This window comes from methanotrophic endosymbiont of Bathymodiolus puteoserpentis (Logatchev) (genome assembly GCF_900128525.1).
Lineage (GTDB): Bacteria > Pseudomonadota > Gammaproteobacteria > Methylococcales > Methylomonadaceae > Methyloprofundus.
Genome location: NZ_FQTQ01000197.1, coordinates 19,624 through 45,732 on the forward strand (window position 1 = coordinate 19,624; position 26,109 = coordinate 45,732).

Annotated in this window: 26 protein-coding genes; 13 read left to right on the plus strand and 13 right to left on the minus strand. The window is 39.7% G+C overall.

Translation table 11 applies throughout. The annotated features are described in order from the left end of the window. Positions 1–17 precede the first annotated feature (17 nt). The gene (epmA, locus tag BQ7314_RS14390) at positions 18–992 is read right to left on the minus strand and encodes an EF-P lysine aminoacylase EpmA (RefSeq protein ID WP_174484385.1); all 975 of its coding nucleotides are present in this window, start codon (positions 990–992) and stop codon (positions 18–20) included. Beyond that, positions 992–1,561 (minus strand): elongation factor P, encoded by a 570-nt coding sequence (gene efp, locus BQ7314_RS14395; RefSeq protein WP_174484386.1) that lies wholly within the window; start codon positions 1,559–1,561, stop codon positions 992–994. The genes epmA and efp overlap by 1 nt, the downstream gene beginning before the upstream one ends. Positions 1,562–1,694: 133 nt before the next feature. Between efp and epmB the strand changes: the two genes are divergently transcribed. Beyond that, positions 1,695–2,678 carry an EF-P beta-lysylation protein EpmB gene (gene epmB, locus BQ7314_RS14400; RefSeq protein WP_174484387.1) on the plus strand — a complete coding sequence of 328 codons (984 nt, stop codon included), beginning with the start codon at positions 1,695–1,697 and terminating at the stop codon, positions 2,676–2,678. Positions 2,679–2,772: 94 nt separating this feature from the next. Here the strand turns inward: epmB and BQ7314_RS14405 are convergent, their stop codons facing one another. From BQ7314_RS14405 to BQ7314_RS14450, 10 genes are all read right to left on the minus strand, one after another. Next, a complete protein-coding gene (locus tag BQ7314_RS14405) occupies positions 2,773–3,168 on the minus strand; it encodes a CBS domain-containing protein (RefSeq protein ID WP_174484388.1) in 396 nt (131 codons plus the stop codon). A gap of 63 nt (positions 3,169–3,231) precedes the next feature. Next, a complete protein-coding gene (nqrM, locus tag BQ7314_RS14410; RefSeq protein WP_174484389.1) occupies positions 3,232–3,420 on the minus strand; it encodes a (Na+)-NQR maturation NqrM in 189 nt (62 codons plus the stop codon). After that, positions 3,417–4,460, minus strand: a complete 1,044-nt coding sequence (locus BQ7314_RS14415; protein WP_174484390.1) for an FAD:protein FMN transferase — start codon at positions 4,458–4,460, stop codon at positions 3,417–3,419. The genes nqrM and BQ7314_RS14415 overlap by 4 nt, the downstream gene beginning before the upstream one ends. A 321-nt stretch (positions 4,461–4,781) precedes the next feature. Beyond that, on the minus strand, positions 4,782–6,002 hold the full coding sequence (nqrF, locus tag BQ7314_RS14420) for an NADH:ubiquinone reductase (Na(+)-transporting) subunit F (RefSeq protein WP_174484391.1): 1,221 nt from the start codon (positions 6,000–6,002) through the stop codon (positions 4,782–4,784). Positions 6,003–6,014: 12 nt separating this feature from the next. Beyond that, complete coding sequence (nqrE, locus tag BQ7314_RS14425; RefSeq protein WP_174484392.1) at positions 6,015–6,623, minus strand: NADH:ubiquinone reductase (Na(+)-transporting) subunit E; 609 nt, start codon at positions 6,621–6,623, stop codon at positions 6,015–6,017. Continuing rightward, on the minus strand, positions 6,623–7,288 hold the full coding sequence (locus BQ7314_RS14430; protein ID WP_174484393.1) for an NADH:ubiquinone reductase (Na(+)-transporting) subunit D: 666 nt from the start codon (positions 7,286–7,288) through the stop codon (positions 6,623–6,625). Before BQ7314_RS14430 ends, nqrE begins: the two co-directional genes overlap by 1 nt. 9 nt (positions 7,289–7,297) lie before the next feature. Continuing rightward, positions 7,298–8,173: a Na(+)-translocating NADH-quinone reductase subunit C gene (locus tag BQ7314_RS14435; RefSeq protein WP_174484394.1), complete on the minus strand. Its 876-nt coding sequence runs from the start codon at positions 8,171–8,173 to the stop codon at positions 7,298–7,300. After that, on the minus strand, positions 8,166–9,368 hold the full coding sequence (locus tag BQ7314_RS14440; protein WP_174484395.1) for an NADH:ubiquinone reductase (Na(+)-transporting) subunit B: 1,203 nt from the start codon (positions 9,366–9,368) through the stop codon (positions 8,166–8,168). Before BQ7314_RS14440 ends, BQ7314_RS14435 begins: the two co-directional genes overlap by 8 nt. Beyond that, the gene (locus BQ7314_RS14445) at positions 9,368–10,720 is read right to left on the minus strand and encodes a Na(+)-translocating NADH-quinone reductase subunit A (RefSeq protein ID WP_174484396.1); all 1,353 of its coding nucleotides are present in this window, start codon (positions 10,718–10,720) and stop codon (positions 9,368–9,370) included. The genes BQ7314_RS14440 and BQ7314_RS14445 overlap by 1 nt, the downstream gene beginning before the upstream one ends. Before the next feature lie 165 nt (positions 10,721–10,885). Then, positions 10,886–11,770, minus strand: coding sequence for a LysR family transcriptional regulator (locus BQ7314_RS14450; RefSeq protein WP_174484397.1), 885 nt, complete (start codon positions 11,768–11,770; stop codon positions 10,886–10,888). 241 nt (positions 11,771–12,011) lie between these two features. Between BQ7314_RS14450 and BQ7314_RS14455 the strand changes: the two genes are divergently transcribed. The 4 genes from BQ7314_RS14455 (at position 12,012) to gad (ending at position 16,087) form a co-directional block, all read left to right on the plus strand. Continuing rightward, entirely contained in the window at positions 12,012–12,590 is a 579-nt protein-coding gene (locus BQ7314_RS14455) for a beta-class carbonic anhydrase (RefSeq protein ID WP_174484398.1), read from the plus strand. Positions 12,591–12,717: 127 nt separating this feature from the next. Then, positions 12,718–13,005, plus strand: a complete 288-nt coding sequence (locus tag BQ7314_RS14460; protein ID WP_174484399.1) for a hypothetical protein — start codon at positions 12,718–12,720, stop codon at positions 13,003–13,005. Between the two features lie 409 nt (positions 13,006–13,414). Beyond that, positions 13,415–14,668, plus strand: a complete 1,254-nt coding sequence (locus BQ7314_RS14465; RefSeq protein WP_174484400.1) for an MFS transporter — start codon at positions 13,415–13,417, stop codon at positions 14,666–14,668. Between the two features lie 15 nt (positions 14,669–14,683). After that, positions 14,684–16,087, plus strand: coding sequence for a glutamate decarboxylase (gad, locus tag BQ7314_RS14470; RefSeq protein ID WP_174484401.1), 1,404 nt, complete (start codon positions 14,684–14,686; stop codon positions 16,085–16,087). Between the two features lie 97 nt (positions 16,088–16,184). Here gad and grxD read toward each other — a convergent pair whose 3' ends face one another. Continuing rightward, on the minus strand, positions 16,185–16,508 hold the full coding sequence (gene grxD, locus BQ7314_RS14475; protein WP_174484402.1) for a Grx4 family monothiol glutaredoxin: 324 nt from the start codon (positions 16,506–16,508) through the stop codon (positions 16,185–16,187). Positions 16,509–16,684: 176 nt separating this feature from the next. Between grxD and BQ7314_RS14480 the strand changes: the two genes are divergently transcribed. From BQ7314_RS14480 to BQ7314_RS14515, 8 genes are all read left to right on the plus strand, one after another. Continuing rightward, complete coding sequence (locus BQ7314_RS14480) at positions 16,685–17,860, plus strand: acetylornithine transaminase (RefSeq protein ID WP_174484403.1); 1,176 nt, start codon at positions 16,685–16,687, stop codon at positions 17,858–17,860. A 10-nt stretch (positions 17,861–17,870) separates the two neighbouring features. Then, complete coding sequence (gene argF / locus BQ7314_RS14485) at positions 17,871–18,770, plus strand: ornithine carbamoyltransferase (RefSeq protein WP_174484404.1); 900 nt, start codon at positions 17,871–17,873, stop codon at positions 18,768–18,770. A gap of 46 nt (positions 18,771–18,816) precedes the next feature. Then, positions 18,817–19,485: a TIGR04211 family SH3 domain-containing protein gene (locus tag BQ7314_RS14490; protein WP_245395018.1), complete on the plus strand. Its 669-nt coding sequence runs from the start codon at positions 18,817–18,819 to the stop codon at positions 19,483–19,485. A gap of 68 nt (positions 19,486–19,553) precedes the next feature. Further along, the gene (gene ilvD / locus BQ7314_RS14495; protein WP_174484405.1) at positions 19,554–21,239 is read left to right on the plus strand and encodes a dihydroxy-acid dehydratase; all 1,686 of its coding nucleotides are present in this window, start codon (positions 19,554–19,556) and stop codon (positions 21,237–21,239) included. 65 nt (positions 21,240–21,304) lie between these two features. Beyond that, a complete protein-coding gene (argA, locus tag BQ7314_RS14500) occupies positions 21,305–22,621 on the plus strand; it encodes an amino-acid N-acetyltransferase (RefSeq protein ID WP_174484406.1) in 1,317 nt (438 codons plus the stop codon). A gap of 251 nt (positions 22,622–22,872) precedes the next feature. Then, the gene (locus BQ7314_RS14505; RefSeq protein WP_174484407.1) at positions 22,873–23,268 is read left to right on the plus strand and encodes a hypothetical protein; all 396 of its coding nucleotides are present in this window, start codon (positions 22,873–22,875) and stop codon (positions 23,266–23,268) included. 122 nt (positions 23,269–23,390) lie between these two features. Next, positions 23,391–24,089 (plus strand): DUF2760 domain-containing protein, encoded by a 699-nt coding sequence (locus BQ7314_RS14510; protein ID WP_174484408.1) that lies wholly within the window; start codon positions 23,391–23,393, stop codon positions 24,087–24,089. After that, positions 24,086–26,083 (plus strand): Hsp70 family protein, encoded by a 1,998-nt coding sequence (locus tag BQ7314_RS14515; RefSeq protein ID WP_174484409.1) that lies wholly within the window; start codon positions 24,086–24,088, stop codon positions 26,081–26,083. Before BQ7314_RS14510 ends, BQ7314_RS14515 begins: the two co-directional genes overlap by 4 nt. Positions 26,084–26,109 lie beyond the last annotated feature (26 nt).

The following is a 26,109-nucleotide window of genomic DNA, read 5'->3' on the forward strand; positions in this document are numbered from 1 at the left end:
TACAAAAACTAGGCCTATCAAGCATTCTCAATCGGAAATGCCAAGACCTCATCTATTGCGCTTTTTTGACTTATTATCATCAATAAACGATCAATACCAATGGCAATACCGGAGCAATCAGGTAAGCCACTGTGCAGTGCTGCTAAAAATCGCTCATCCTTGTCAATTTTTACTGCCCCATTATTTTTTCTATGCATAATATCTTGATCAAAACGTCTAATTTGCTCATTAACATCTGTTAATTCAAAAAATCCATTGCCAAGCTCTACCCCATCAATAAATAGTTCGACACGCTCTACTACACGAGTATCATTTAATTTTAATCGCGCCAAAGAAGGTAAACAAGCAGGATAATCAAATACCATGCACAATCGAGCTACCCCTAAATGTTGTTGCACCACATGACTAAATAAAAAATCTAACCATGCGGCATGATCTAAAGCACAGAGCTGAGTAGCCTCAGGAAAACCCAATTTGTCAGCGCATGCTTGATACTCAGCCGCATCAAACTGCAAAGCATTTAACCCTGTATAATTTTTAAAAACATCAACATAAGTAATGCGCTCTGCTTTACCTGAGCAACACTCAACTGTTAATAAGGGGGTTAATAAGCTCTCGACATCATCCATTAATTGCTGCAAATCAAAGCCAGTTCTATACCACTCTAGCAGGGTAAACTCAGGATTATGATAGCGCCCTGATTCACCATTTCTAAAAGCTTTAGTGATTTGATAAATAGAGCCAGTATTAGCAGCCAACAAACGCTTCATGGCAAACTCTGGAGAACTTTGCAAATAATAGTCCCTACTGGGTATCGAATAGTGACTCGTAAAATACTCTAAATAAGGATCAGTTCCCACCGAATGGCAAAGCAATGGCGTTTCAACTTCCAGCACATTATTAACATAAAAATAAGTTCTAATTTCATGTAATAATTTAGCCCTTAATTGGATAAGCTCCAGCGAACAGCTAGGCTGCCAGTTTAGACTCACTATGCTTTAGCACGTGAAACATATTCACCAGTACGCGTGTCAATCTTAAGTAACTCACCAATTTGTACAAATAAAGGCACACGAACAACAGCGCCAGTTTCTAAAGTCGCAGGCTTTCCACCACCACCAGAAGTATCACCTTTTAATCCAGGATCAGTATCTGTCACTTCCAATTCAACAAAGTTAGGAGGGGTGATACTGATTGGCGCATTATTCCATAAAGTAACAATACACATTGCTTGGTCTTTTAACCATAATTTAGCATCCCCGACCGCATTTTCATCGGCTTGAAATTGCTCAAATGAATCTAGCTGCATAAAGTGAAAAAATTCACCATCATGATATAAATACTGCATATCTATATCCACAACATCAGCCGCCTCCACAGATTCACCAGATTTAAATGTACGTTCAATAACACGCCCATTTTTTAAATTTCTAATTTTAACGCGGTTAAAGGCTTGACCTTTCCCTGGCTTAACAAATTCATTTTCAATAATGGCGCAAGGATCAGAATCCAACATTATCTTCATCCCTGCTTTAAACTCACTTGTACTGTAACTCGCCATTTTACCCTCAGTTAATTATATAATTAAAAACTTTGCTATTATACCTTGCATCCAATCATTTCTGCAGAATATAGTCTGGCTTTATTGATAAATCTGTCCAGAATCAATTTAAAAAAATCCTTGCATTTACTCTATGTCCCCACACACTCCAACTTGGCAAACGGAATTAGCCGCGGCCTTCACAAAACCCAGTGAGCTGCTGCATTACCTGAATATCAATACTCACTCAGTATCCACTCTTGCTGAACAAGATTTCGCTATGCGCGTGCCTTTAAGTTATGCCGCTTGTATGGAAAAGGGCAACTTAAATGACCCCTTACTCAAACAAGTCTTACCTCATGCTAATGAACTCATTCAACAAGCTGACTATAGCAGTGATCCTGTAGGTGATTTATCTGCATTAACTGAAGGCTGTATAATTCATAAGTACCAAGGGCGCGTTTTATTTATTACCACTGGCGGCTGTGCCATTAACTGCCGGTTTTGCTTTCGACGTAATTTTCCCTATAGTGAAGTACAACTAAATAAACAAAAAGAGGCAAAAGCACTACAATATTTACAAGATCATAAAGACATACATGAAGTGATTCTAAGTGGCGGCGACCCTCTACTATTAAACGATCAACGATTAGAGTCCTTAATTCACCAATGCGCAGCAATAGCACATATTAAACGTATCCGTATTCATACACGACTTCCTATCGTCCTCCCTGCCCGCATGACTGATAATTTAATTGGTATCTTAAATAATGCTCCGCTGCCTATCATTCTAGTAACACATTGCAACCATGCTAACGAGTTAAGCGAACACGTTGCAACAGCATGTTTCGCATTAAAGAAACAAAATATTACCTTACTCAATCAATCGGTTTTATTAAAAGATATTAATGATAATGTAAATATATTACAGAACCTAAGCGAGCGCTTATTTAACTGCGGAATATTACCCTATTATTTACATTTGTTAGATAAAGCAACCGGAACGGCACACTTTGAAGTAAAACAAGCAACGGCACTAAAAATACACCAACAATTACAAAATAATTTGCCAGGTTATTTAGTGCCGAAACTAGTCAAAGAACAGGCAGGCAAAGCATCAAAAACATTGCTAATTTAATAAACAGACCTTTAAACACAGCGCATACAGCTCTTCTCTGTTACCCTGTGACTAAAGCTTTATACAGCCCCGTCAATAATCCAAGCACAGAAAATTAGGCGCTATTGACCATAGCACGCAATACATCTGTTCGACTAATAATGCCAACTAATTTTTTATCCTGATACACAGGAAAGCTACGTATCGAAGAGTTTTGAAACTGGACTGCTAAATCCACCACACTCATATCCGCTGCAACATGGACAACCTCCTCTGTCATAAACTCAGAGACACGCCCTGCACTGCTCTGATTATATGCAGTTTCTACAACCATTCTTAAGGCATCCTTTTCAGAAAACATGCCCACCAAGTTATTATGCTCATCTATAACCGGTGCACCTGTGATTTTATGACTTAGCATCACCTTAACCGCATCGACAACATTCATATCTTTAGTTAATTTCACTAAATTCTTGGTCATATAATCTGCTACTGTGATTTTTGCTAACATAACTTCCCCATTATTATTTTTATAATTCAATCGTTCTATAGCGTAGATCCTTATTAATTATAATTAACCTGCGCTTGCTTCAGCCTCCGCATCCTGCTTCTTTCTTTTATCACATTTTTCAACACAAATACAATCTGCGGCTCCCTTACCACCACAAGAACCTTTAATGGCATTACGGCCAAAAATAACACCTACCGCCATAACAACGATAACAAGAACCATAAATGCAAATGTAACTAAAAAATAAATCATTGTTTTACCTTTGTGTATTCTGTAAATAAAGGCGTTGCACGCTCAGCAAAACCTTGTTCTGTTTTAATAATAAAAAATACGGCTAACTGTTGTTGCTCAGCCATTTTATAAGCCTCCTCTGGACCTAGCACCATAAATGCAGTTGCCCATGCATCTGCAAGCATACAAGTCTCAGTTAATACAGTGACAGATGCTAATTTATGACTAATGGGATATCCCGTTCTTGGGTCAATAGTATGTGAAAACCGCTGTCCCTCTTGCTCAAAGAAATTCCGATAATCACCTGAAGTAGCCATTGCGGTATCAGTAATAGCAACCACTTTTTCTAGTTCCCTTTTGTTAATAGTAGGCTTTTCTATAGCAATGCGCCACTTTTTACCTTGTAAATTATTGCCTTTTAAGCGAATTTCACCGCCAATTTCCACTAAATAATCTTTAATTCCCTGCTCTTCCAGTATTCTAGCCACTTCATCAACAGCATAACCTTTAGCTAAAGCTGATAAATCCATGGATAAACTTGCTAACTCTTTAGTCGCCATTAAATCTTGTTTATGCAACTGTAACTTAGTATAACCCGTTTGTGCCAATAACTGATTAATTGCTTCTGGCTTAGGGGCTTGAGAAAGCATAATATCTGGCCCAAAACCCCATAAATTCACTAAAGGTCCAACCGTAATATCAAATGCCCCACCCGACAATTGACTAATATTTTGTGCAGTATCAAGTACTTTATAGAGCTCAGCCGAGATAATTTGCGGCTCTGTGCTTGATAAAGTATTTAATAACGATAATTCTGAATCCTTTAGATAGGTTGACATGCGCTGATTAATCGCCTGTAAACGCATTAGGATTAACTGTTGTAATTTTTCTACACTAGCCTGTTCAGGTATATGAGTTGCTTTAATAGAAAAGCGAGTTCCCATAATAGCCCCTGAATAAACAAAAGGATATTTCTGAGGCGTGATATTTTCACAGCCTGATAATAAAAAAACAAATATTAAGTAAAAACCTAATTCTCGTTTAAATAATTTTTGTAACATATTTTGACCCATACATCAGATAGCGCTTAAGGAATCAAGATTCAATCATATCCGCAAACACTGTCAACCCGCAGTAGACTGGCAATACTATATATGATCTAGGTTTCAGATTTTATAAAATGTGCATTCCTAGCCTAGCCTTCGAAAATAGTGATTAACCTTGATATTCTTTGTAAAGAATTGAACAGTAAAGACTAAACATCATGCTCAAATATGCATTGTTTATAAATCTAAATTCAAAAAATCTGGGCTAACTAATAGCATTAAAAAAGGGTGACTGAAACTCAGTCACCCTCCTTATATTCCTTACAAAAGGACTACTTAACCACCGAAATCATCTAGCATGATATTTTCTGGCTCTACACCATTTTCTATCAACATATTGACTACCGCAGAATTCATCATTGGAGGCCCACACAGATAGTATTCACAATCTTCTGGTGCTGGATGATTTTTAATAAACTCTTCCAACAAGACATTATGAATAAAACCTGTATAACCATCCCAATTATCTTCTGGTAACGGATCAGACAACGCTACATGCCACTCAAAGTTGTCATTTTCACGCGCTAACATATCGAAATCTTCTACATAGAACATTTCACGCTTAGAACGTGCACCGTACCAAAACGTCATCTTACGATTGGTTTTGACAGTGCGTAACTGATTAAAGATATGCGAACGCATCGGTGCCATACCAGCTCCACCACCAATAAAGACCATTTCTGCATCAGTCTTCTTCGCGTAGAATTCACCATAAGGGCCAGATATAACACATTTGTCCCCTGGTTTCAGGTTAAAAATATATGATGACATAATACCTGGCGGTACTGAATCAGGCGCTCCTGGTGGCGGTGTAGCAATACGTACATTTAACATGATTTCTTTTTCTTCAGGATAAGAAGCCATTGAATAAGCACGTAATGTATCCTCTTTCACATCAGAAGTATATCGCCATAAGTCATATTTATCCCACTCATCACGAAATTCTTCTTCAATATCAAAGTCTTGATATTTAGCGACATGTGGCGGACATTCAATTTGAATATACCCACCCGCTTCATAATCAATCCTCTCACCATTTGGCAATTCTAGGACTAACTCTTTAATGAACGTCGCAACATTGTGATTTGATTTAACCGTACACTCCCATTTCTTAACGCCAAAGACACTATCTTCAACTTCAATGTTCATGTCATGTTTAATGGCAACTTGACAAGCTAAACGCTCACCTTCTGCTGCTTCACGCTTAGTAATATGACCTAATTCAGTCGGTAGAATTTCACCACCACCTGAATGGATTTTTACTTTACACTGCGCACAAGTTCCACCACCACCACAAGCAGAAGGAACAAACAAGCCGTTATCTGCAAGTGCTGTTAACAATTTACCGCCTACTGGTACATGAATCTTTTTCTCATCATTGATAAGAATTTCAACATCTCCAGAGGCAACTAATTTACTCTTTGCACCGATAATAACAAATACCAGCGCAATCACGATCACCGTGAAAATAATAATGCCTAATGCAATTTCTAGCATTACGATACCTTCCTAAAGTTGGATTCCAGAGAAAGCCATGAAGCCAAGAGACATCAGACCCGCACTAATAAATGTGATTCCAAGGCCCTCAAGACCTTTAGGAATATCACTGTATTTTAGTTTTTCACGTACACCCGCCATCACAGTGATAGCTAATGCCCAACCAAAACCACTACCAGCACCATAAACAACAGACTGAGTAAAGTCGTAGTCACGTTCAATCATAAATAAACTACCCCCTAAAATTGCACAGTTTACAGTGATTAACGGTAAAAATACGCCTAGAGCATGGTACAAAGCAGGAAAGAATTTATCTAAAACCATTTCCAAAATTTGCACTAATGCCGCGATCATACCAATACAGCTTAATAACGCTAAAAAGCTAAGATCAACACCTGTAATGCCCATCCATGCTAACGCATCTTCTTTTAGTAAAGTATGGTAAATAATATTATTCACAGGTACGGTAATTAACTGCACAATCAATACCGCAATACCCAAACCCATTGCCGTCGAAATTTTCTTCGACACGGCAAGGAAGGTACACATACCTAAGAAGAAAGCTAATGCTAAGTTCTCTACAAAAACTGCTTTAATAAATAAACTTAAATATTCGTTCATTAGTGATGTCCTCCTTCGCCATGAGAAATATCCATAATTTTAAAATCAGCTGCTTCATTTTGCTCTGGCTTCCATTGACGAAAGACCCAGATAATACAACCAATAATGAAAAATGCGCTTGGCGGCAATAACATCATGCCATTAGGTTCATACCATCCACCATCTTTAATTAATGGAAAGATCTCTATACCTAATAATTTACCAGAACCAAACAACTCTCTGAAAAAAGCAACGATAACCAAGATGAGACTATAGCCCAAGCCATTACCAACACCATCTATAAAACTCGCCATCGGCGGGTTTTTCATAGCATAAGCTTCAGCACGCCCCATAACAATACAGTTAGTAATAATCAAACCTACAAAAACTGATAATTGCTTACTCACATCATAAAGGAAGGCTTTTAAGACTTGATCAACCACGATAACCAAAGAAGCAATAATCGTCATTTGCACAATGATACGAATACTACTCGGAATATGATTACGAATTGAACTAATCGCCGCACTTGAACAGCCTGTTACTGCTGTTAATGCCACCGCCATAATTAATGACGTTGACATTTGCGAAGTAACCGCCAATGCTGAACAGATACCCAATACTTGTAAAGTAATCGGGTTATTATTGACCAATGGATCGGTCAGTACTTTTTTTGTATCACTCATAAGTAACTCCTAACCCTTAGTTCTTACTTTAGCTAAATAAGCCGCAAAACCTTCTTGGCTCATCCAGTATTTAACAAGATTGGTAACACCAACACTCGTAAGTGTTGCCCCTGCCAAACCATCCACTTGAAACTCAGACCCTGGTTTAGATGTATCAACTAAGCCTTTAATAAGACCTAAAGCAACCGCACCGGATTCATCATAGACTTTTTTACCTTTCCATAATGCACGCCAGTTAGGGTTAACTACCTCAGCACCTAAGCCAGGCGTTTCGCCTTGGTCATAAAAGTTAATACTTTGCACCGTTTGGCCATCTGCGTCTAAAGCAAGAAAACCATACATTGTTGACCATAAACCATAACCATGTACGGGCAAGATAATAGACTTAACAACATCGCCTTCTTTTACTAAATAAACTTTAGCAATTTTAGCGCGAGTTCTAATGCTAGCGCGATCTTGGTCTTTTGTTAAAACCACGTTCTGCGCAGGATCTTTCGCCGCTTTACGTTGATCATAAGCATCTACATCACCATCAACATAATCACCTGTTGCCAGGTCGACTAGTTTAGCCTCAATTCTTTCAGCAAATGCTTCATTAATATCCGTCCCTTCTTGCAATAATCCCGCAACATCAAGAATATTCTTCTTCATATCTAAGGCTTTATTTTCAATCTGCAAAGGACGCAAAGCAACTGCCGCAACAGAAACTAAAATGGCACAGACAAAACATAATGACAGTGCAATCGCAATAGTTTTTTCTAGGCTATCGTTACTTAACGATAAAATATGATCTCTATACTTGGCAAATTTTTGGTAGTGCTCGCACTTATCTAGTTTTTCACACAACCCCGCCATATATTTACAAGTCTTTTTTTCGTTAGGCATGACGTTTCATCCTTCTCTTAATATTTGCCTGAACGACAAAATAATCAATTACAGGCGCAAACATATTAGCGAATAAAATAGATAACATCATACCTTCAGGGAAAGCAGGATTAACTACACGCACTAATACCACCATGACACCAATAACAACACCATAAATCCAACGACCTTTATTCGTCATTGCCGCGGAAACAGGATCTGTTGCCATGTACACCATACCAAAAGCAAAACCACCCAAAGTTAAATGCCAGTAAAAAGGCATAGAAAACATTGGATTCGTATCACTACCGATCATGTTAAACATAACAGAAGTCGCTATCATACCGACTAACACGCCCCCCATAATGCGATAAGATGCAATCTTGGTGTACAACAAAAATGCTGCACCAATTAAAATAGCTAAGGTCGATGTTTCGCCGATTGAGCCAGGCATAAACCCCATAAAAGTTTGAAACCAACTATAACCCGCTGCATGCACAGCATCAAGCCCACCTGTTGCTGCTAAACCTAAGGGTGTTGCCGCAGTAAAACCATCAACTCCAACCCATACAGAATCACCTGAAATTGCTGCCGGATAGGCAAAGAACAAAAAGGCACGACCTGTTAAAGCAGGATTCAAAAAGTTTTTACCTGTGCCACCAAATACTTCTTTACCGATCACAATACCAAAAGAAATACCAAGTGCAACCTGCCATAAAGGCATATCAGGCGGCAAAATTAGCGTATATAGCATAGAGGAAACAAGGAAACCTTCGTTTACTTCATGGCCACGTACGGTTGCAAATAAAACCTCCCAAACACCACCAACCGCTAACGTAACGATATAAATGGGTAGAAAAAATAAAGCCCCATGAACAAAATTAGACAGAGGATTCATTGGATTATATCCAAACATCATCATCGGAATACTACGCCACCCCGCTGCCTCTTCTAACCCCATTGCTTCCATTGCTAAATTAGCTTGGTAGCCGGAATTATACATAGCCATTAGAATACAGAAGAACGTTGCAATAACAACAAACGTCATAGTACGCTTTAAATCATTACCATCACGTACATGTGTTGTACCGTGCGTAACATCAGATGGCGTATAAATAAAAGTATCAACCATCTCATAAAGACCGTAATACTTCTCTAGTTTGCCGCCTTTAGTAAAGATCGGCTCAATACTATCTAAAAAATCTCTAGCAGACATTAGCCTTCCTTCTCAATTTTAGTTAAGTTAGCACGCAATACAGGGGCGAAATCATGCTTACCTGGATCAACAAAGGTATATAAAGACATATCTTCATCATCTAACTCTAAGCAACCTAATAATTGCGCCTGATCCGTATCACCAACGACCAATGCTTTTAACAAAGGTGTTGGTAAAATATCTAAAGGTGTTACTAATTCATAAACACCTATAGGAACAATCGCTCTATTAGATCCATTTTTATCGGTTGTTAACGGAAACAAACGATTAGCAACACGATCACAACTAGAAGTATAAATATTTATTGCAGAATATTTATCCTTACCCGCAACAATCCAGCCAAACAACTCACGCTCACGACCTTCACGTAAAACTGAAATTTGATTGCTAAATTTACCTAAATACGCTGACCAGCCAGTAGCCTCGTGACCATATAATACAGAACCTGAAATAACGCGATTCTCATCGTCAGTCGTTTGACCTTTTACTAAATCATCTGTACTAGCCCCTAAACGCGTACGAATTAAACGTGGCTCAGTTACTGCAGGACCTGACAAAGCAACAACACGCTCAACATTCAAACGTCCAGACACAAATAAAGCGCCTATTGCGATAACTGATTGATAATCCAAATGCCAAACGGATTTATCTGCATTAACAGGATCCAGCAAATGAATATGTGTACTTGGTAAACCCGCAGGGTGAGGGCCAGCAAACTCAGCCACCTCAACTGACTCTATATTACCCGCAGGTATATCAGCACCTGTTGCTTTACAGAGGTAAGTTTTACCTGCCGTTAATTTAGCAATAATAGCTAAGCCATTAGTAAAATCGTCACTACGTTCCTTAATAATGACCGCAGGATCAGCCGCTAAAGGACGTGTATCGATTGCCGTCACAAAAATAGAACGTGGCACGGCATCTAAAGTAGGTGTTTTGCCATAAGGTCTGGTTCTAAAAGATGTCCATAAGCCCGAAGCGACTAAATTTTGCTTAATTTGCTCCGCTGTTAAGTCTAATAATTCTTTTGCGCTATAGGCTTGGAATGACTCTTCATCACCGCCTTCTAAGGCAATCACAACGGATTGCAATACGCGTTTTTCGCCACGATGGATTGCCGTCACGGTGCCCGCGCCAGGTGCAGTAAAAATGACGCCAGGATTCTTTTTATCTTCAAAAAGAGCCTGACCTAATTTTACTTTATCACCTTCCGCGACCATCATTTTTGGCTTCATGCCCACATAATCCATCCCCAAGATGGCAACCGATGACACCGGATTACCCTCTTCAATGGTCTGTTTGGGTGTGCCGGTAATCGGCAGATCCAAACCTTCTTTTGTAATAAATTGCATAGTAAATAAGCCTGTTGTCCAGACAAGTTGAGGTTCACCCTCTCAATCTCAATAAAAAACGAAAATTAAGAGGCACTTCAATACATAAAACTTTTCTATTATTCCATAAAAAACCCCTATTCTCAATGCGCTTACCCGACAAAAGAGCATAGATAGAATATTTTTTTATTTAGCAAAGTAATTTACCAAGAAATCAATAAAAGTACTCATTTTCGCGGGATAATAATTACGCCGTAAATAAGTAGCATAAACAGATAATTTTGGGATTTTATACGAATCTAGTACCTCAACTAATTCTCCTGATTGCACATAACTGCGCACCGATAAAGCCGGTGCTCGTATAAGTCCCATTCCTAGTGCAGCTGCTTGACATAGAGCTCGCCCATTATTTGAAGCAAACGACCACTTGGGGCGTATATCAATACGCTTATTATCTTTCTGGAACACCCACACATAAGCATGCGGTGTATCCAAATAATGCAAACACTTATGCTGCTCTAAATCCTCCACTGTTTTTGGGCACCCATACTGCTTTAAGTAACTAGGAGATGCGTAAGTACATAAAGAGGTTTGTGCGATCTCCCTAGCAACCACTCCCTGATCTAACTTATCCGTAACAACAATAGAAATATCAAAATTTCCTGCCCTTAAATTAATGCGGGCATTATTGAGTGACATTAAAACATCAACATCAGGGCATTCTTTTTGATATGCATCAATGACTGGCACCATATATAGGCCACCAAAATCAATCGGTACATTAATCTTTAGTACACCTTTCACTATTTTCCCTGATTGTGTCACTGAACTTTCAATATCATTCAAATCTTCTAGTAATTGCTTACACTGACGATAATAGCTCAGTCCCAATTCAGTCACATGCAGCTGCCTAGTCTGGCGGTTAATTAAAGTGACACCTAAGGAATTTTCTAGGCTACGCATATATTTACTAATCATCATTGCAGAAACATCCACTTCCCGAGCGACAGCTACAAATGTACCTAACTCAACAATACGACAAAAAACCTGCATATTTTTTAATTTATCCATTCCCCCCCCGTTATAAACTATAAGTTTACATAGCATAAACTATAAAGCCCCTATCTTAACCCTTATTCAAGCGATAAAATTCACCCCGGAGATAACAAAATGACAAGCGCTTATTTGTTATTATAGTTAGCAGCACAGTTTAAATCTCGTCATGATTAATGACTTAGGTTAAGAAAACTAGACTCAATCTCATATCAAGTAAGCGCTTTCTTTAAACAAAAAACATGACAAAGGTTGCATCATGAGCAAAATATTAAATGAAGTACTTTTGGCTAATCGTGAGTATACAGCAGGTTTTAATAAAGCTAATTTAGCAATGCCTCCAGCTCGCCAATTTGCCATACTAACCTGTATGGATGCACGCTTAGATCCCGCTAAATACGCAGGCCTTTCCGAAGGCGATGCGCATGTTATTCGTAACGCAGGCGGGCGAGCAAGTGATGATGCTATCCGCTCATTAGTTATTTCATACAAATTATTAGGTACGCGCGAATGGTTTGTTATTCATCATACAGACTGTGGTATGGAAACCTTTACCGATAATATTATGCGCGAACTCCTATCAACTAGCTTAAAAACAGCATCTGTAGATGATACTGGCTGGCACGACTGCTGCGAAGGCAGTGGCTCAACAGAAGGCAATTATATTGATTGGTTAACTATTGAGGAACAGACAGCAAGTGTATTAGAAGATGTGACTCGCATTAGAAATCACCCTCTTGTTCCTAGCGACATCCCTATTTATGGTTATATTTATGATGTAAAATCAGGCTCACTGGTAGAAGTTCCGGAAGCCACAACTGTTGGACAATGTAAGTAGCCAAAAAATAAAGTCGTGAAGCAATTTCACGGCTTTTTTCCATATCACATATTTCTAGTCTTACCTCCGCCATAGACACTTATTGCTCTACAGGCTATGATAAATAAAACATATCGAGGAGAATCTTATGCCTGGCACTCTTGCAGCAATCATCATTACCGTCTTATTTTTCAAGTCAGCATCAGATACAGGAAAGAATCCTGTGCATATGGCTTTTACTGGTTTCCTAGTATTTTTTATTCCCGCACTACTTTGGACTTTTTTTATCACTCCAGGCTTTAAAGATAGCCTAGCGCATGATCCAAGTAATACCTTAATTAGACTAACCGCTAACTATGCTTATGTGATTATTGGTGCAACCTGCTCTACTTGGGCTTGGTTTAAAATTTTCAAATCAGATAGCGAAGAGGATTAATTTTCCGAACAGTGCGACCATAGCGGAGTAAAAGTATATTATAAATACTAAATTTAGCTAAGTCCCTGTACGCCCTTGCACCCACTTCACACTGTCACTTTTTTTGCTGTAACCGATATCATTGGTTATCAGTAACTCATATTGATCTAACTTTTTCAGCATATCCTCAAGCCTCAGCTCTTCTCTGGGTTCTGGCGTACCACCCTACCTCATAAAATACTTAGGACTCCTGTCGCCAAATATTCATTCACATACAAAGCGAATTAGATAAGCCCTAGTAGGGAGCCCAGCATCCGCTTATTCACGAACAAACTCACCCTATAATTACCCTTATTTCTTCGCAAAGCCTCACTGCTATTAAGTTAAGGAAATAAATAGTATGATGTGCTGAGTCATAAAAGAGGTCTCTATGCTACCTTGGTTAATGTGGGGTATTGCCACACTATATTTTTTATTTGATTTTATCAATCAGGTTATCCCAGCGGCATTAGGCCCTGAATTAAGAATAGCCTTTAAGGCGGATGCAGCTACTTTTGGTTTAATTTCCTCCTGTTATTTTTATTCTTATGCCTTATTGCAAATACCGATTGGTTTAACCGTAGATCGGTTTGGACCACGCCGACCGTTGGCCATGGCAGCTATTGTGGCAGGTACAGGCTGTCTATTATTTTCTTTGTCTGATTCACCAGTCACAGCTAGTATTACACGAATGCTGGTAGGGGCTGGCGCAGCATTCTCCTTTGTCTCCTTTGTCTCCTGCTTAAAACTGGCGGCTAACTGGTTTCCCGCTAATCGTTTTGCAACTTTAGTAGGCTTAACTAATATCATTGGCATGATCGGAGCAATCAGCGGTGAAGGACCTATTGCAGCTCTCGGTGAAAAGCTGGGTTGGCAAGAAACCTTATGGATTATTGCTGCCGTAGGATGGTCTCTGGCATTAATTATTTTTGTTTTAGTCCGCGACCAACCAGCGAATGCAATCAATAAGCCTGCCGGTGTTACTCAAGCTATATGGCCTGATCTACGCTATTTACTGGCACAACGTGATGCCTGGTTAGCAGGTATTTATGCTGCAACTATTAACACCAGCTTTATTGCTTTTGGTGCATTATGGGGTGCTAATTTTGTGCATACGGCTTTTGGTGTCAACTACGTACAAGCGACTAGTATTACCTCGCTAATTTTTGTCGGTGCGATACCGGGTAGTTTCTTCTTTGGCTGGTTAGCTGATAAAATTCAGCGCTTTAAACTCCCCATGCTAATAGGTTCTGGCGGTGGGCTATTAAGTATGATGGTGTTGCTATATGTTCCAGCTCTGCCGTTATGGGCTGTGTCTGGCTTATTATTTGCCTTGGGTTTCTTTTGCTGTGGTAATGTCATTACCTATGCCTATAATGCAACTATTGGTCGTCATAGTGCAGAAGGTGTCTCATTAGGGTTTACCAATACCTGGCTTATTGGCGGTAGCGCTTTGTTTCAGCCTTTGATCGGCTGGTTATTAGATCAGCATAGCGCGGCAAATAGTAATTCCCATATCAGTACATTTACCTTAGCCGGTTTTCAGTTTGCCTTAACATCTATCGTTATTTGTTTACTCATTGCTTTTATTGCCGCGTTGTTTATAAAAGAAAGTTATCAAAAAACACCACAATCCAGAACCTAGAAAACTTTATTAATTATGAATATTACCCAAAAAATTAAATCACTTTTCGGAAAACGTGAACTCAACAGTGATTCATATTTAACGCCTACTTATGGCCGGCGCTGGAATACCTTAGCGATAGATAAGAAAAAAATACCCTCAGATTCCATGTCGCCAGAGGTTGCGTTTCGTATCGTGGCTGATGAAATGAATCTAGAAGGTAATCCTGCGTTAAACATGGCGACCTTTGTCACCACCTGGATGGAACCCGAAGCTGAAGAATTGATGAAACTAGGGGCAAGCAAAAACCTAGTGGATGAAGATGAATACCCTCAGCTAAAAATAATTGAAGACCGGATCATTTATATGGAAGCCGAATTATTCAATATTCCAGACCATTGCCATCCAACTGGCGTGACGACCATTGGCTCTTCAGAAGCGATTATGCTGGGTTTGCTAGCGCATAAATGGACCTGGCGTAAAGCTCGAAAAGCAGCAGGCTTAGATACTCAACAGCCTAATATTATATTCGGTGCCGATGTACATACCTGTTGGGAAAAGTTTGTGCGCTATTTTGATGTCGATATGCGGGTTATCCCACTACAAGCAGATAAATTTACCATTAATGCCAGCGATGTAGAACCGCTACTGGATGAAAACACGATTGCCGTCGGAGCGGTACTTGGCACAACCTTTACCGGCCAAGTTGATGATATACAAAGCATCAATAAATTATTATTACGTTATAAGAAACAGACGGGTAGAGATATTCCTATTCATGTAGATGCTGCTAGTGGGGGCTTTGTCCTACCTTTTGTACAGCCAGATTTTATCTGGTATTTCCGCTTGGAGCAGGTGAAATCAATCAATGTTTCAAATCACAAATTTGGCCTAGTTTATGCCGGTATGGGTTCTATCATTTTTCGAGATAAGACCGATTTACCCAAAGAGCTACCTTTTGAAATTAATTATCTGGGTGGTGAAATGTATAACTACAGTTTAAATTTTTCTAAAAGTAGTTCTAATTTGTTAGCCCAGTATTATATGTTTCTACGTTTAGGTATGAGCGGTTATCAAAATATTATAGATGCGATCATGAGTAATGCTCGCTATCTGGAACAAAAGCTACTAGACTCCAGTTATTTTGAAGTATTAACAGACAGTAATTTTCTACCGACGGTAGTAGTCAAACTAAAAGGTGCACCCAAATTCAGCGCCTTCCATATTTCTGATGAACTACGTAAAAATGGCTGGATTGTTCCTGCTTATACCTTGCCCGCCGAAGCCAATGAAATTGTAGTTTTACGCATGGTCATCAAAGAAAACTTCAGTCGAGACCTGGCAGAAAAGTTATTTTCAGATACGCTACGAGCTGTTGAATATTTTGAAAACTTAGAGGGTATTACACAAACTAAAACAAAAGCACACGGTGTTTGTTAAAAACAATGGGCATAAAAAGGGAAGTAACACTTCCCTTTTTATTGTTTAGCAAACACAAGCACTCCCTTTTTGCTAAATTCCTTTGCTTAAACCTAATTTATTCAGCCACACTATCCGCAGCAGCTAACATTTTTTGTAGTTCACCTTTATTATATAAATCCATAATAATATCGCAACCACCGACTAACTCACCTTTAATATAAAGTTGTGGGTAAGTTGGCCACTGAGAATATTCTTTTAATGCCTCACGCACTTCTTGATCTTCAAAGATATTAAAGGACCCATACTTTGCGTTACATGCCTGCATGATCTGTGCAACTTGCCCAGAAAATCCACACTGTGGAAAATCAGGCGTGCCTTTCATGTATAAAATGACATCGTTACTCGCTAATTGCTCTTTAATTCTGTCTATAACATCCATTATATTTACTCAATAAAATAAAAACCTAGTAATTTTATCAGGATTTATCTAGCAAAAAAAGCGCTTAATCAAATATTTACCTTGCTCATTAAAATTTAGAAAACTATAATCAGCACTTTTTTCAAAAAGACAGGCACTTTCACGCTTTACTTTTTGCTTTAAACAAACACATCATTATGACTAGCCATATCATGCCCACATACGGGCGTCTGCCAGTCACCTTCACTAAAGGCGAAGGTGCATGGCTCTGGGACGAAAATAATAAACGCTATTTAGATGCGCTTTCAGGTATTGCTGTGTGTAATTTAGGCCACGCACACCCAGCTATCCACGAAGCCCTATGTAAACAAAGCAAAACCTTGCTACATACGTCTAACTTATACAATATAGAAGTTCAAGAGCAACTAGCAACTAAACTTTGTCAGCTTAGCGGCATGGATAATGTATTTTTCGGTAATTCTGGTGCAGAAGCTAACGAAGCTGCTATTAAAATTGCTCGCTTATATGGTCATAATAAAAACATTACTAACCCTGTTGTACTGGTTATGCAAAAAAGCTTCCATGGACGCACTATGGGCACTTTATCAGCTACCGGCAACCCCATAATACAAGATGGCTTTAGCCCTTTATTAGAAGGCTTTGTCCACGTTAGCTATAACGATACTCATGCTATCGAAATAGCCATTCAACAAAACCCTAATATTGTTGCTGTATTAGTCGAACCGATACAAGGTGAAGGCGGCGTTAATATCCCGGCTCCTGACTATCTAACTCAGATTCGCAAACTTTGTGATCAGCATGACTTATTAATGATGTTAGATGAAGTACAAACAGGCATCGGCAGAACTGGCGCTTGGTTTGCTTTTCAACACAACAATATTACTCCTGATGTTTGCACCCTTGCAAAAGCGCTAGGCAATGGCGTACCTATTGGTGCTTGTATGGCGAAAGGCAAAGCAGCGACACTATTAACAGCAGGCAAACATGGCTCGACTTTTGGCGGAAACCCTCTCGTTTGCAGCGTTGCATTAGCCGTTTTAAATACCATAGAAAATGAAAACCTATGTCAGCAAGCCGCAGATAAAGGTGACGCCATTCAACAAGCTTTTACTGAGCAATTAAAAAATAACAAGCATGTCCTTGAAGTACGCAATAAAGGCATGATGATAGGTATTCAGCTCGATGCACCTTGCACCGAATTAGTTGCGATTGCCTTAGCAGAAGGCCTGCTTATCAATGTGACAGGCGCAACCACGATCCGTTTATTACCACCACTTATTATCAATAAAGAACAAATTGAACTGCTCGTCAGCAAATTATCTGTTTTAGTTAATTGTCATACACAACAATAAAAATAATACTATGAACCCAAGACACTTTATCAGCTTACTTGATTTATCAAGCGATGAATTCCGTGCATTAATTAACCGCGCTATTGAATTAAAAAATAAGCGCGACCCGAACTTTCAACCTTTAAAAGGTCAAGTTTTAGCGATGATTTTTGAAAAATCTTCGACACGCACGCGTATTTCATTTGAAACAGGTATGACCCACTTTGGTGGTAGCGCTATCTTCTTATCACCGCGCGACACCCAATTAGGCCGTGGTGAACCCATTAAAGACAGTGCAAAAGTTATTTCTAGCATGGTTGACGGCATTATGTTGCGCACCAATAACCACGAGACAGTGACTGATTTTGCCAAGCATTCCAGTGTGCCCGTCATCAACGGTTTAACTGACATATTGCACCCATGCCAGTTATTAGCTGACATGCAAACCTATTTTGAGCATCGTGGCGATATTCAAGGAAAAACAGTGACTTGGATCGGTGATGGCAATAATATGTGCCACTCTTATATTAATGCAGCCGTCCGTTTAGACTTTAAACTCAATATTGCGAGTCCTGAAGCTTATCTTCCTAATAATGAAATGGTTAAATCAGGCGGTGAAAGGATACAACTTTTTAATCAGGCATTAGATGCAGCTAAAGATTCAGATTTAATTGTAACTGATGTTTGGGCAAGCATGGGCCAGGAAGAAGAGCAAAAGCAACGCGAAATCGCCTTTAAAAACTATCAGGTCAATCAAAGCATTATAGATACCGCTCATGATGACGCTTTATTTATGCACTGCTTACCCGCTCACCGTGGCGAAGAAGTTACTGCTGAAGTCATTGATGGAAAACAAAGCGTTATTTATAATGAAGCCGAAAATCGCTTACATGCACAAAAAGCATTACTCGAATTGCTAATGTGTACCTAAGTTGGTTAAACTGAATGTAATTAACCTTTTGTAACAGGACTTTTTTGTGAAATACATTGTTTGTTTTATTTTATTATTCAGTAGCCATATTGCGTTGGCAAAATCTGTTTATGTCACCGATAGTATGAAATTTACACTACGCAGCGGAGAATCTAGCTCGCATAAAATTATTAAAATGTTGCCCAGCGGGACACGCCTTACTTTATTAGGAGAGAACAAGGCAACAGGTTACAGCCAAGTGAAAACATCTTCTGGAGTAGTCGGCTACATACCTACCCGCTTTACGCTAAGCAAGCCAATTAGTAAGTGGTATTTAGAAAAAGCGAATAAAGAACTTGAAGTCTTACAAGCAGAAAACAAGCAGCTCAAAGCAACACTCAAAGAATTAAAACAAAATAATTCCGGTGCTTTAAGCAGCAATGCTGAGTTAACTAAAGAGCGCGATCAACTCAGTACAGAGCTCAGCGATTTGCGCCAAACCGCCTCTAATGCCATACAGCTAAAACGGCAAAATGTTGAGCTACAAGAACGCGTTGTTCATGTTGAGCGCGAATTACAACAAATTAAAAGAGAAAAACAAGCATTAGAAGACAGTACTAGCCAAGATTGGTTCCTATACGGTGGTATTTTATCTTTTCTTGGTATCTTCTTTGGTTTACTTATTCCAAAAATTAGCTGGCAACGTAAGCACTCTAGTAACTGGGATACTTTTTAATTAAGAAATATAAATACAACCTTAAAACTTTCCATTTATTCACTCTGCAATCAAGAGACTCAAATCATATGGCTAACGATAAAAACACCCGCACCTTTTCTTCTCAAGTTGTCGATGGTATGGAGCGCGCACCTAGCCGTGCCATGCTTCATGCTGTAGGTTTTAAAAATGAAGATTTCAAAAAACCACAAATTGGCATAGCCTCAACGTGGAGCATGGTAACACCGTGCAATATGCATATTAACAAGCTCGCTGATAATGCAGCACAAGGTGTTAATGATGCCAACGGTAAAGCGGTCATCTTCAATACCATTACTATTTCTGACGGTATTTCTATGGGTACTGAAGGCATGAAATACTCACTAGTTTCTCGTGAAGTTATTGCTGATTCGATTGAAACAGTGACAGGTTGCCAAGGTTTTGATGGCGTTGTTGCTATTGGTGGCTGCGATAAAAATATGCCGGGCTGCATGATTGCTATTTCACGCCTTAACCGCCCTGCTATCTTTGTATACGGCGGCACAATTTTACCCGGCTGTCATAAAGAGAAAAAACTAGATGTAGTTTCGGTTTTTGAAGCCGTAGGTGCTCGCGCCAATAATCAAATTGACGATGCTGAATTAGCCGCTATTGAAGAAAAAGCCATTCCTGGTGCAGGTTCTTGTGGTGGTATGTACACAGCCAACACAATGGCATCTGCTATTGAAGCAATGGGTATGAGTCTACCAGGTAGCTCTGCACAAGCCGCCGTGTCTGATGAAAAACGTAAAGATTGTGAACGCGCTGGCGCAGCGGTTTTAGAATTACTTAAAAATGACATTAAGCCTAGCGATATTATGACTAAAGCGGCATTTGAAAATGCCATTACCGTCATTATCGCTTTAGGTGGTTCAACTAATGCTGTTTTACATATGATCGCTATGGCCAATGCTGCCAACGTTGATATTAAGCTAGATGATTTCACACGTATTGGTGCAAAAGTCCCCATGGTGGCGGATTTAAAACCAAGTGGTCGTTACCAAATGGCTGAATTAATTGAAATTGGTGGCATTCAACCACTGATGAAAATTCTACTTGAGCGTGGCTTATTACATGGTGATTGCTTAACAGTAACGGGGAAAACTTTAGCTGAAAACTTAGCTAACGTTAAACCTTACCCTATAGGCCAAGATATGATATTGCCATTAGATCACCCCATTAAAAAAGACAGTCACTTAGTCATCTTATATGGTAATTTGGCGGCTCAAGGTTCCGTTGCTAAAATTACCGGTAAAGAAGGTTTACACTTTACCGGCACAGCAAAGGTTTTTGATGCCGAAGAGCAAGCATTACAAGGAATTTTAAATGGAGATATTGTTAAGGGTGATGTGATTGTTATTCGTTACGAAGGCCCTAAAGGTGGTCCCGGTATGCGTGAAATGCTTTCACCTACCTCTGCCATTATGGGTAAAGGCTTAGGGAAAGATGTTGCACTGATTACTGATGGTCGTTTTTCAGGCGGTACACATGGTTTTGTTGTCGGTCATATCACGCCAGAAGCACATGTCGGTGGTACTTTAGCGATTATTGAAAATGGCGATAAAATTACCATTGATGCAGAAACTAAAAAGCTAACACTCCATGTGGACGATACTGAAATTTCTGCTCGTTTAGCTAAATGGCAACAACCTGCACCAAAATATACGCGTGGTGTGCTAGCCAAATACGCTAAGTTAGTAAATTCTGCCTCTGAAGGTGCAGTAACAGACAACTAAGCGATTAGTTTAATAAGCGATCTCATGCTCAGGGTGAGCATGAGATCGACATACCCTATACCCTTATGCATAATTCTAGCTCCTTCGTTAACTGGTTTCGGGGTTCCTCCCCTTATATTCATGCGCACCGCAATCGAACTTTTGTTATCTACTTTGGTGGTGAGGCCATTTTAGATGCTAGCTTAAACAACCTAGTACATGACTTTGCCTTATTAAATAGCTTAGGCATACGCTTAGTTTTAATACATGGTATTCGACCCCAAATAGATCTACGACTCAAAAAGCAAAACCTACCTTCTTTATTTCACGAACAACTACGCATTACTGATGCTGCTGCCCTGCAATGCGTTAAAGAAGCAGCTGGTTTAGCTCGTGTAGAAATTGAATCTCTACTTTCTCTAGGGGTTGCAAACTCACCTATGTCTGGCGCAAAAATTCGTGTCATTTCAGGGAACTTTGTGACTGCCCAGCCTCAAGGGGTTATTAATGGTATTGACTTGCAATATACCGGAAAAGTAAGACATGTAGACAAGACGGCAATCCAACAACAACTAGATTTAGATCACGTCGTACTTATCTCCCCTGTTGGTTATTCGCCTAGTGGTGATTTATTTAATTTATCAGCGGAACAGCTTGCCACGGATGTTGCTATTACTTTGCAGGCAGAAAAGCTTATTTTAATGACCGAGCAAAGTTGCCATTCAATCGAGTCTGGGCAGCTTATAGCACAAATGACCACTGCCGAAACACAAGCCTTTATTGACCACGAGCCACGGCTAAAATTCAGCACAAAACATGCACTACAGTCGGCAATTAAGGGCTGTAAAGCCGGTGTAAATCGCGTACATATTTTAAATAGAAAAGAGGATGGTGCATTACTCACTGAATTATTTAGCCGTGATGGCATCGGCACTTTAATTAGTTCAACAGAATTTGAATCCATACGCCCAGCTACTTTAAACGATATTCCAGGTATTCTAGAGTTAATAACACCACTAGAGCAACAAGGCCTGTTGGTCGCTCGCTCCGAAGAACATTTAGAAATTAATATTAATGACTATATCGTTATCGAGCGAGATGGCTTAATTATTGGCTGTACCGCACTACACAAAATAACCAACAGCCATGTTGGCTTAATTGCCTGTATGGCGATACACCCCGACTATCGCAAAGCGGCACGCGGCAATCAACTCTTAGAACGGTTACTCATCAAAGCCAAACAAAGCTCCCTACGACAATTATTCGCACTCTCGACACAAACCATGCACTGGTTTAAAGAGCGTGGTTTTCAAGAAAGTCACTTCAACGAACTGCCGCACGCCTTACAAGAAAATTACGATCATTTGCGTAATTCTAAAGTCTTGAAAAAAAACGTCATTTAGAAGTAGTTGTAGCACAGCACTATAAAGGCAGGCTGAAGCCGCGCCCTACAGTTTTTAATATGTCCCATGTTAAAATAATAACCCAGAAAACATAGAAAAACACGAATACTCTCTGTGCTTAACTCTTGTTTTTACCCCCGAAACCCGTGACAATTACAAGGGTAAATAGCGCGTACACATCTGGGCAATTGTTCATTACTCTACATTCGCGTAAAATCAAGATTCAGATTCACTTTAAGCACAATATTCATATGAAAAAAGCACTCTTGTTAACACTCTGCGTACTTGCATTTCCTGCCCTCGCAGCCGAAAAAACACAGCCCTCAGGCGCAACATGGACGGGCTCTAACCTTTCCGAAGCTACTATAAAACAAGTACAGACAGATAAATATAACTACACTGACTGCATTTACAAAGAAGCACAAAAACAGGGCTATAAAAAAATTGATGCTCGTGTCGCTACTGATGCTGTTATGAAACAATGTGAAAAAGAACTTTCTAAAATTCGCACCACGTTTATTGGTAACGGCGTACCCCCAATCATTGCTGATCGCTACCTCAAGAAAACGCGCATAGATATGACACGAAAAATACTTAAATCATTAATCTTTGCAGAAGCAGCGCGCAAATCAGGCGCAACCCAGTAATACTGATACGACAAAAAAACCACAATTAAATAAAAAGTCATTATCAAATTGTGTGGGAACGACTTTAGTCGCGAAACTGGGGCTAAAGCTACTCCCACAAAATACAAAAATACACAAAACTTATGAACACACAATTTAAAATAGATTTAGATCTTATACCGACCACGTTTGATGCCATTCATGTTTATTTAGCAGCGACTGTTTTTGGCCTTGCTCTTACCGTTATTATTTTATTATTTGTGCTCTTAATGAGTGCCATACGTAAAGCTAAAAAACCTGAACAAAAAGCTGTGGACAATAAAGAACAAGCTATTTCGACAAAAATACCCAAACGTGAACCTGAAGTTAAAATCGTCGAAAAAATTGTTGAGGTAGAGAAAATAGTTGAAGTTGAAAAAATAGTCCAACAACCTGCTCCAGAACCTATCGTTTTAAAAGAAGCAACGCCCGATGCCGCGTTACAACTATTAAGTTTATTACAAACCGAAGCACGTTTTATCGATTTTATTAAAGAAGATGTCAATGCTTATAGTGACCAAGATATTGGCGCTGCTGCACGTGTTGTCCATACAGGTTGTCATAAAGTTATTAAAGAGCACTTTACTTTAACAACAATCCGTACCGAACAAGAAGGCAGTAAAATTACTCTAAATAAAGGTTTTAATGCCTCTGAAGTGCGTTTAACTGGAAATATTGTAGGTCAAGCACCTTTTACAGGTACTCTAGTCCATAAAGGCTGGAAGGTTACTGAAGTTAAATTACCAAAATTAACTCAAGGACATAATGCCAATATTATTGCTGCAGCAGAGGTCGAACTATGAAAGGTTTATTCAATACAGGAAATTCAGCGCAAGACACCCCATTAACTGATTCAGAAACAGAAACAATAACTGACTTTAATACGGCTCCAGAAGGTGAAACGGAGAGTACTGAAATACTCGAACCAACCGAACAAAACGCTGCGCCTGAACTTGAAAGTACTGGCACACATTATTCTATTGGGATCGACTTAGGAACCACGCACTGCGTTTTATCTTATGTGGATATTTCTGACCTAGAAGCAGATGACAGAGAGCAAAAAGTGTTGCAGATTCCGCAGCTCACTGCTCCAGGTACAATTGAAGATAAAGCCCAATTACCCTCATTTTTATACCAAGCCCATGAAGCAGAAATAAACGCAGGCGATACAGCTTTACCTTGGACACCAAAACCCGATTATTTAGTCGGTGAAATCGCGCGTAACTTAGGCTCAAAAACACCTATTCGTTTAGTCTCCAGTGCAAAAAGTTGGTTATGCCATGCGGGAGTTGATTGTAAATCACCTATCTTACCGACTGAAGCACCTGAAGAAGTCACTCGCGTTTCACCTTATCAAGCCAGTGTTGCCTATTTACAACATCTTTGTGATGCTTGGGATCAACAACACCCTAACACCCCGATTGCTGAACAAGAAATTACCATTACTGTACCGGCATCATTTGACCCAGCTGCCCGTGAATTAACCGCAGAGGCCGCTCGCTCTGTCGGCTTACAAAATGCAATTCTCCTAGAAGAACCACAAGCCGCTTTATACAGCTGGATTGAAAAAAGCCATGGCGATTGGCGTAATCATGCCACTGTGGGGGATATTATTTTAGTCATTGATGTCGGTGGTGGTACAACCGATTTATCTTTAATTGCTGTGACTGAAGAAGCTGGAAATTTAAACCTAACACGTATTGCGGTAGGTGATCACATATTATTAGGCGGTGATAATATGGATCTCGCGTTAGCCTACACACTAAAAGCTAAACTTGAAAAAGAAAGCAAACGTTTAGAACCTTGGCAAGTTCAAGCGCTCACTCATGCCTGCCGCGATGCCAAAGAAAAAATCCTCAGCGATAATGAAGCAGATAATATTCCTATCGTTGTGCCAAATCGTGGCTCCTCATTAATTGGCGGTACTTTACGTACAGAATTGACCCGCGATGAAGTTAATACTGTATTACTCCAAGGTTTTCTACCCGAAATTTCTAGCAACGAACACCCTGTTAGCCGTGCTCGCTCAGGTTTAAGAACCACAGGTTTACCTTATGCGCAAGACGCAGGTATTACACGCCACCTGGCCGCCTTTTTAACCCGCCAACTCAATGCGGTTGATGATTTAAATGATGTTTCTCTACCAGAAAATGCTAGCTTCATTCACCCCTCAGCCGTATTATTTAATGGTGGGGTATTAAAAGCGACACGTTTTTCTGAGCGTTTAATGGACGTACTTAATTCTTGGTTGCGTGCTGAGCAAGCACCCGAAGCACGCTTATTAACTGGCGTAGATTTAGATTTAGCCGTCGCACGTGGTGCGGCTTATTATGGTTTTGTGCGACAAGGTAAAGGCGTACGCATTAAAGGGGGGACAGCAGCTTCTTATTATGTTGGTGTTGAAAGTGCGATGCCAGCTGTTCCAGGTATGCCTCCTGAATTGCAAGCTTTGTGTATTGCACCCTTTGGCATGGAAGAAGGAACTGAAACCGACTTACTTGATGAAGAATTTGGTTTAGTCATTGGCGAACCTGTACGTTTCCGTTTCTTTGGCTCTAAAACACGTCGTGAAGACACGGTTGGCACACGTTTAGATTATTGGACAGACGAGGAACTCGAAGAGCTAGATGAAATTGAAATCACTTTATCAGAAGAAAATTGTAAAGCAGGTGAAATTGTTCCTGTCTATCTGCAAGCTTCAGTAACCGAAGTAGGTACATTAGAGTTACAAGCTGTTTCCAGCAAAGATGACAATCATTGGAAAATTGAATTTGATGTGCGCGCAGGTGATGAGTAACTCAGCATTAAGCACGAAATAACACC